The 6523-nt window shown below is 44.5% G+C and carries 5 protein-coding genes; 4 read left to right on the forward strand and 1 reads right to left on the reverse strand.

The window, feature by feature from the left end; translation table 11 throughout:
• Positions 1 to 59: 59 nt before the first annotated feature.
• Entirely contained in the window at positions 60 to 1166 is a 1107-nt protein-coding gene (locus tag LSG37_RS10560; protein ID WP_233079833.1) for a phosphoribosylaminoimidazolesuccinocarboxamide synthase, read from the reverse strand.
• Positions 1167 to 1591: 425 nt separating this feature from the next.
• Here LSG37_RS10560 and LSG37_RS10565 point away from each other — a divergent pair, with 425 nt between their 5' ends.
• From LSG37_RS10565 to LSG37_RS10580, 4 genes are all read left to right on the forward strand, one after another.
• Positions 1592 to 2425, forward strand: coding sequence for an alpha/beta fold hydrolase (locus LSG37_RS10565; RefSeq protein WP_233079834.1), 834 nt, complete (start codon positions 1592 to 1594; stop codon positions 2423 to 2425).
• Positions 2422 to 3309: a GGDEF domain-containing protein gene (locus LSG37_RS10570; RefSeq protein WP_233079835.1), complete on the forward strand. Its 888-nt coding sequence runs from the start codon at positions 2422 to 2424 to the stop codon at positions 3307 to 3309. The genes LSG37_RS10565 and LSG37_RS10570 overlap by 4 nt, the downstream gene beginning before the upstream one ends.
• Positions 3310 to 3453: 144 nt before the next feature.
• A complete protein-coding gene (locus LSG37_RS10575) occupies positions 3454 to 4479 on the forward strand; it encodes a nuclease-related domain-containing protein (RefSeq protein ID WP_233079836.1) in 1026 nt (341 codons plus the stop codon).
• 83 nt (positions 4480 to 4562) lie between these two features.
• On the forward strand, positions 4563 to 6523 hold a 1961-nt coding region (locus LSG37_RS10580; protein WP_233079837.1), incomplete at its 3' end, for an NB-ARC domain-containing protein.

Genomic DNA, 6523 nt, shown 5'->3' on the forward strand with positions numbered 1-6523 from the left:
AAAAATGCCAGTTCAAAGACTGGCACTTTTTGTATCTACTTGATTTTTTAGCCTAAAACTTATTCCGCAATCAAACCATAATCACGGCCTAACACCTCAATAATTTCGGCTTTAGGGTTGGCGGCTAATTCGATTTTACGGCCCGTTACTTTTTCCGCTATGCCAAGGTAAGTGCGGGAAATATCCATCATCACTTCTGTTGGTAAAGCGTTGTCGCGCGCCAGTGCTGCGCGCTCAGGCATACGATCTTTATTCAGTAAAATATCTGGATCAGGGAAGTTGCTTAGCAGCCACTGACGGAAGCCTTCTTTCGATTGCTCTACTATGCTGCTATTGCGCCAACTGGCGCCATCCCAAATACGAGAGCTGTCTGGTGTGCCCACTTCGTCCATATAAATCAGTTTGCTTTGGCCATTGGCGTCGTTGACATAACCAAATTCAAACTTGGTATCAACAAACATCTGATCCAGCGCAGCTAAAGCATCGCTTATCACGCCAAAACCTTGTTTTAACAGGGTTTCGTACAGGCTGATGTCAGACAACTGTTCAAAACCAAAAGCAGCGCTATGACGCTCGATATCAGCGCGGGAAATGTTTACATCGTCGGCTTCAGGCACACCGGCTAAGCCAGTCAGAATGCCCTTGGTGGACGGAGTGATTAAAATCTCCGGCAGTTTTTGATCTTTTTGCAGGCCTTCAGGCAGGGTAATACCACAGAATTCACGTTCACCTTTGCTGTAAGCTCGCCACATAGAACCGGTAATATACTGACGGGCTATGGCTTCAATTTTCAGCGGACGAGCTTTTTGCACTATCCACACCAGCGGGTGGGGAATATCAAGAATATGACTGTCGGCCAGGCCATGTTGTTTAAACAAGGCAAACCAGTGATTGGAAATAGCGTTTAATGCTGCGCCTTTGCCAGGCACACCGTTTAAGCCATTTTCGCCATGCCAGATGCAGTCAAAAGCCGAGATGCGGTCGCTGATCACCATAATGGCCAACGGCGTATCAGGAGCTACAGGGTAATTTTTTTCCCGGATCAACCGCTCGCTATCAGCGGCAGTCAGCCAATACACACTGCGAACTTTGCCTGAATGAACAGGTAAATCTGTACGAATAGGCAAGTCGTCATTGACCGCCAGGACCTGAGTTGCAAGAGTCATCTTCACTTCTTCTGTGGCTGAAAAAAGGCGCGGTGGAGTTTAACAGAAAGTGTGGGTGAACTGAATCGGTCTGGTGCTTAGCTTTGAGGTAAAAATGCTGGACGCTGCATTTTCAAAATAACTGTGTTCGTGGTTATTCCGCTATTCTTTGTTGGGGTAGACTACAACTTAAGCGAACGCATAAATTACTTCGCGTTACAGCACAAACAACAGGCTCAGCACTAGAGAGCAAGGTATTGAAAGGCCCTGCCACGTAAAAACAAGATCAGCTGAAAACAGGGACTCGTGGGACAAATTACTGTTTTATATCTTTTTTTTATCACACTAAAGGAGTAATTTGTCTGAGTTATGATGTAGCTGTATTTATACTACTATTATCCCAGATCAGTGAACTTCCTTTTCAGCATGCATTACATGGAGTTTTTATGCCTGCCAACGATGATGTCATCCTTAGAAACAATGTCAAAATAACAGGCGCTGGGCAGAAAGTGATGCTGATGGCGCATGGTTTTGGTTGCAACCAACTGATGTGGCGTTTTCTTACCCCCGAACTGAGCAATGACTACAAAATAGTATTGTTTGATTATGTTGGGTCGGGTGGCTCTAATCTTGCAGCTTACTCCAGACAAAAGTATGCCGATCTGGAAGGTTATGCTCAGGACATTATCGATATCTGCACCGCACTGGATTTACAGAACGTGGTGCTGGTTGGCCATTCAGTCAGTAGCATTATCAGTTTGATTGCAGCACAGCAAATTCCACAGCGCATTCATAGCCTGGTGATGGTGTGCCCGTCGCCTTGTTTTTTAAATCATCCGCCGGATTATTTGGGTGGTTTTAATCGTGAAGATTTAACTGAACTGGTTGATCTGATGGATAAAAACTACATCGGCTGGGCTCAGTATCTGGCACCGCTGGTGGTGGGTAACGCAGATACAAATTTTGTTAGCGCTGAGCTTACCGAAAGCTTCTGCAGCACTAACCCTATCACCGCCAAAAACTTCGCCAAAGCTACTTTTTTCTCGGATTACCGTTCTTTATTGCCACTAAATAACCACCCTGTATTGCTGCTGCAAAGCCAAACCGACGCTCTGGCGTCTTTGTATATCGGCGACTATATGCATAAACACACTCCAAACAGTGTATTGCAAGTGGTAGAGGCCAAAGGCCATTGCTTGCATATGACGCATCCACAACAGGTGGCTGGGCATATTCAACACTTTATGCAGTCCTTGCAGCCAGGTGAAAGCACAGTATGACGGCTGAATTTGTTCTGGACGATTTCCCCACTGGTTTAGTGGTGACCACCCTTGAAGATCGCGAAATCCTGTTCGCTAATCAGTATTTTTATCAGGTTAGCCAACAAGAGCCACAAAGTGGTGCCCGTATTGGTTTGGTATTTACTGCCGCGTCCAAAATTGTCATCGAAAGTTTTGTCATGCCCATGCTGCTGCATCAGGGGTACTGCGCAGAAATCCAGTTAACCCTTGAAACCAAAGCCGCAGAGCGTGTGCCTGTATTGGTCAATGCCCGTATTGTGGATAACGGCAACCGGCTTATTTATTGGGTGATTAGCACAGCACAACAGCGCGATAGCTTGTATCAGGAACTGGTGAACCTGCGTAACGATTTAGAGTTAAGGGCCGAGAAGCTGGAAGTGTTGTCGCAAACTGATGAACTGACAGGCTTGATGAACCGCAGAGCTTTCGTCTCCAGAGCCACAACGCTAATCAAACAAGCGCTGCGCCATAAAATACCCTACTCATTTTTTATGATCGACATCGACCACTTTAAACAAATCAACGACCAGCACGGCCACGACGTCGGCGACGAAGTGCTGCATAAAGTGGGGCAGTTGCTGGCGAAAAACAGCAGAGAAAACGATGTGCTGGCCCGTATTGGCGGCGAAGAATTCGCCATCATCACGCTAAATCAAAGCAGCGACTCTCCCATCCAATTCGCCGAAAAATTGCTGTCGATGATCCGGGCCGAAAAAATACAAGGCATTGATGTTAGTGTAAGTATAGGCCTGGCTATCTCAGCCAAAGCCAGTTTTGAGCAGTTGTACAAAGGCGCAGATATTCTGCTATACGACGCTAAACACCAGGGCCGCAATAGGCTGGCGTGGCGGGATATTGATTGATCACTGCCGCTGTTTTAGTCTTCAACGTTTTTGTTGTTGCGTGAAACAAAATAGCAGGAACGAGTTAGGCAGGCGTTAGGAATTGAAATTTTTACGTTTCTGTTATAGGTTCTAAGCAAATCATGGCAGTAGTGGTAAATCAGGATGATTGTAAAAGACAAACTGCAAAAAGCCGCCGTTGGCGCACGTCAGCAGGCGGGGAATCAGCAAGAACAGGATGTGGCTTTTTACCTGCGTCGTGCTTTTAAAGACGAAGATAGGGTGAGAGTGTTTCATGACCTGCAGCTGTGTTACGACGGCGAATTCGCCCAGATTGATCACCTTATTGTCTATACCTTTGGTTTTATTGTTATTGAATCTAAAAGCATTAAGGGCGAAGTGCGGGTGAATGCTCAGGCTGAATGGTCGCGCAGCTATCGCCAACAATGGCAGGGTATGCCATCGCCTATCAAACAAGCCGAGCTGCAACTTAGAGTATTGCAGGAAGTGCTAACCAATAACGATAAAAAGATACTAGGCCGCATTCTGGGTATTCAACAAGGTTTAGGTGGCCGTTGTTATCATGTGCTTTGCGCTATTTCCAGCGACGCTATCATCGATCGAACCAAAGCACCAAAAGAAGTGGCTGCCAAACTGGTAAAAACCGAGTTTATTGCCGACGCAGTGAAAGATTTGATGCGTTTGCCAAAACTCCTACCCACAGCTTTGCGTGTGTTTGATACCAGACCAGCTTTTAATTCTGGAGAACTTGATTCCATTTGTAGTTTTCTTCTGACTGAACACCTGAAGCTAAGGCCGGAAGAACAAGACCTGGTGCGCGCAGCTAAGCCACAATCTAAAAGCGGCGCTAGAGAGGTTGATGTTCAGACGGTGGATTTATGGCAAGTAGTAGAGAAAACTGAGCCTAACCCAGCAGAACCAATTAAAACTGCGGCCAGCGACACATCGCCCTTGGTCAATGGCTTATGCAAACATTGCCAAAGCTGGGATCAGTTATCAGTGCATGCAGGCCGTTATGGCTACTACCTGAAATGCCATGTCTGCCAAAAAAACACAGCACTAAAACAACCCTGCACTCAATGCCATAGCCAACAAACCAAAGTGCGGAAAGAAGCTGATAAGTATCAGGTACAGTGTGAAAGTTGTGGTTATGGTTGGCGGGTGTTGTAGATTATAGATAGTTGTGAATTAGCTAGATTTTCGAACGATTGTCACAGAACTATTTTTTAAACAGATAGCCAAGGAGCTTTAGCATGGCACATTTAGCAATTGAACAGATTTTTCATCGCACTAAAGTTTCAAAATCTGATTCTGATTTTACGTATTTCTTTTCACTCCTGCTTGCTTCGGAAGCCATCACAAAAATAATAGTACTTGGGATGGTTGCCGCGATCAGTGATGATAAAGACAGAAATAGATATAGATTAGAACATCAACTGGTGAGAGCTGATGGTTTAGGTGCATGGGGAAGGGTGTTAGAGGATGCTATCACAGGTTCTGCTTCTCAATTTCTTGTTGTAGAGGCTCGAAGGGAGCAGTCTGAATTAACAAAACTATGTAAGGTGGGAGATTGGCAATATGATGCTACAGCCAGGCTCAAAGCTGTCTTGGACCATCTTGATATTGACTCAGAGGATGTGCCAGTAAAGTCAGATTTAAAGCGATGGTTTAGACTGTTTACGACGCTCAGAAATAAGACGAGGGCTCATGGGGCTACCCTCCCTGAGAGATCAGCTATCGCAGCACAATATTTGGAAGAAAGTATCTTATTAATTTACACAAACTTCTCATTGTTTCAAAGGCCTTGGGCACATCTTCACAGGAACTTAAGTGGGAAATATAGGGTATCGCCGATAACGGAAGATGTTTCTAGTTTTGCGCATTTAACAAGGTCACAAGAACATCATTTACTTGACGGCGTTTACATTCATGTAGGAGGGGCGAGGAGATTAAATCTAATACATACAGATGCAGATTTGAGAGATTTTTTTATTGCTAATGGAGGGATGAATAGCAAGAGGTTTGAGCTTCTTTCCTATGCTACAGATGACAAAATTGACGGCGATGGTTCCGCTTATCTAACTCCTCCCGGTGTTCTACCACCAAGCGATACCGAAGGCAAAGGCGAATTAGTACCAAAAGGAACTTGCCTTTCAAATGCTCCTGATTTACCACGAGATTACATTGAACGACCGGAATTGCAGGGGGATCTATTAAGATTACTTAAAGACGATAAGCGGCCGATCATAACTCTTTTGGGTCGCGGGGGGATTGGAAAGACATCGTTAGCACTGAAGGTTATACAGAGTTTGTATCAAGATAGTCGTTATGAAGGTATCGTATGGCTTAGTTCACGAGATGTCGATTTACAACTTACAGGTCCGAAGCCGGTGCGACCATTAGTTTTATCTCCAGATGATATGGGGGAGTACTATGCGAGTTTAGTGTTATCTAAAGAACAGATTAATGATAAGACTTTCAATGGAAGAGAATATCTTGAGCAACAGCTTCGAAAGTCTGATTTAGACCCCTGCCTTTTTGTGTTTGATAACTTTGAAACTACGCAAAACCCTATAGAAATGTTCAACTGGATTGATTCCTTTATTCGCTTGCCAAACAAAGCTTTAATTACCACTCGTCTTCGAGAGTTTAAGGGAGATTATCCACTTGAAGTAAGCGGTATGATGGAAACAGAATCTCGACTTCTGATTGATCAAACAGCCAAGTTGTTGGGGGTTGATGGCTTGCTTACTGATAAATACATTAGAGATTTGATTGAGAAATCAGAAGGGCATCCATATGTAATTAAAGTGTTACTAGGTGAAGTTGCTAAGAGTAAAAAGACGGGTAATATTCCTCAGCTTGTTGCTGGTACAGAAGATATCTTGACCGCGCTTTTTGAACGAACATACGCTGCGTTAAGTCCTTGTTCGCAGCGTGCGTTTCTTACGTTGTCAGTTTGGAATTCGCATGTTCCTAGGCTTGCATTGGAAGCTGTCTTATTTCGCTCAACCCAAGAGCGTTCTGAAGTTGAAAAGGGTATCGACTCATTGTTGCAATATTCTATGGCTGAAAGTTACTCCGCACCATCTGACAAGCAAGAATTCATCAGTTTACCCTTAGTCGCTAGTGTTTTTGGGAAGAAAAAACTTAATATCAGCCCTTCGAAAGCTTCAATCCATGCTGATGTTGAAGTTCTACAGATGATGGGCCT

Origin of the sequence: Rheinheimera soli (genome assembly GCF_021290985.1) — a bacterium.
Taxonomy (GTDB): Bacteria; Pseudomonadota; Gammaproteobacteria; order Enterobacterales; family Alteromonadaceae; genus Pararheinheimera; species Pararheinheimera soli.